General features: G+C 59.1%; 2 protein-coding genes. One reads left to right on the forward strand and one right to left on the reverse strand.

The window, feature by feature from the left end; genetic code table 11:
- Positions 1 to 489 precede the first annotated feature (489 nt).
- On the reverse strand, positions 490 to 1041 hold the full coding sequence (locus tag ACIPVK_RS21710; protein ID WP_407614057.1) for an SRPBCC domain-containing protein: 552 nt from the start codon (positions 1039 to 1041) through the stop codon (positions 490 to 492).
- Positions 1042 to 1464: 423 nt separating this feature from the next.
- Between ACIPVK_RS21710 and ACIPVK_RS21715 the strand changes: the two genes are divergently transcribed.
- Entirely contained in the window at positions 1465 to 1704 is a 240-nt protein-coding gene (locus ACIPVK_RS21715) for a hypothetical protein (RefSeq protein ID WP_407614058.1), read from the forward strand.
- The last annotated feature ends 213 nt before the right edge of the window (positions 1705 to 1917 follow it).

Raw genomic sequence — 1917 nt, forward strand, 5'->3', positions numbered from 1 at the left:
GGGTGGGGGTTTTGGTAAAAATTCGGTCGCCCGGCGATTCCTCCCGCGGCTTTCCCGCGGTGTCCCTCGCGGCGACTTAGAAAACTATACACACCTTTCCGCACCCCGGCAAATCGGAGGTCCGCTTCCCTTCAAACCCCGGAATACAGGCCCAGAATCGCCCTCTGCGGGCCGTTTCGGCCATTGGTACCCCAAAAATGACGTTGTGACCCCCGATACAGCTTTAGGCGGCAATCTCGTCGGGAATCACCGTAACGCCGGATTGCCTGCCGAAGCCGTCCTTTGGTTTTCAAAGTCGTTCGTCCTGGCATCTTGTTCCGGTTCTGCGCCAGCGATGCAAGGAATCCCTCTCGGCGATCGATTCTGCAATCGATCGCGAGGGTGCAGGGCGGCTACATCGCGTCGCCGAGGTCAGGATAAATCTCAAGCCCTCGAGGAGAAACCCTCATCCAACAGGCCCGAGCGTCACTCGCCGCTTTTGCTCGCTCCTTACTGGGAGGAACGTAGGGCTTCTGCGAACTTTCGTCCCGGCTCAGGATCGACCCCGAACTTCTCGGCGTACAGCTCGTGAATCTCCGCCCACTGTTCATGGGCTGTTTCCTCAGCCAAGTATTCACCGCGCAAATGTGGGTCAAGCCGCGAAAGGTATGTTTCCCATCCGGCCGCGGTCTGCGCTGCGAGCGGGAGGTCATCGAAGACATGAGTGAAGGTAAGCAGGCAACCGTCCCCTTCGCCGGCGAGCGTGAAGCTTTGCAGTTGGCCGGCGTAGGACCATGCCAGGCGATGGGGTGCGTCGACCTCAGTCACCTCGAGTGTCGCCCCACCAGCTTCGAAAGTCTCCCCCGCTATAGGTGTCCACTCAACGGCAGCCGGGAACCAGCGCTCCAGTTCGCCCGGCACGCTGGCAGCCAGCCACACGCGCTCAACGGGGTGAGCCAAACTGAGTTCGAAGTGCAGGGCCACACGGCCAGCGATCATTTCCATGGTTCCGTGGATCGTTGGCTCTTCTGCGGCTGCCGATTCCAGGTTTTCGTTGGTCATTGGTTCTCCTTCAGGTGTCGTTCGAGGGGCTTGCTGTATTGCGGCCGGCACCCAAGAGGGAGAAGTGTCCTTCGGGTGCCTTCGCACGATGGGTGAGGAGCCGAGACATACGGACTACAAATTCAATCCAGATGGGCTCGGACAGGAAAAGCCCACATGCCCTCATCCTGCCGCAAGGAAATGCGATACGGCAAGGTGCCCCCTCCACCAACGATGGCGGAAGCAATGGGTGAAGGCCGACTTGGGAACAGGGTGGACCGCAGCTTTAGTAGCGCGCATGATCGGTGAAAACCAAGGGCAGGGCGGTTCAGGTCGCTGCACCTTCGGGGCCGGAGGCTCACCGTTGTTCGGTAGTCGGACGCATCCACTCTTTGCGGCCTGCACTTTGCAGCGCTAGGAGTCGCTAAAAATGCGAACGTTGCGATGGGCGAGTATTCCATTGTGGCGGGTATCAACGGTTCCGCCACTTCAGCGGCCAACTCTTCGGATCCGCGGATGCACGTTGTTCACAACGTCGTCGACGGTTTTGTATCCAGTCTCTATCGCCTGAGCCAATACCGTGCCGATGTCGCGCACCCGATACGAGTGGCCGCGGTGGCCCGGGAAGTTCGCGGAAAGGTTGGCCCGGTTCCCGCAATAGGTGGATTCCAGGAATTCGGTTAGTTCCGGCTTCCCGCCGCCAACAGGTCTTCGAGACAACCAGGAATCGCGGGACTCCACCAGTCTTTTGTGAATAAATCCGAGACCGACGAATAGGGCTTATAGGACAAAAAGTGTGTCCGTGAGGGGCCTGCTTCCCAACGGTGGCGCGGTAGAACGGGGTTTCTTATAGCCTTGAGCCATTAACCGTGAATGGTTCTGGAAAATCGAAGCACT

This window comes from Paeniglutamicibacter sp. MACA_103 (assembly GCF_045798555.1).
Classification (GTDB): Bacteria; Actinomycetota; Actinomycetes; order Actinomycetales; family Micrococcaceae; genus Paeniglutamicibacter.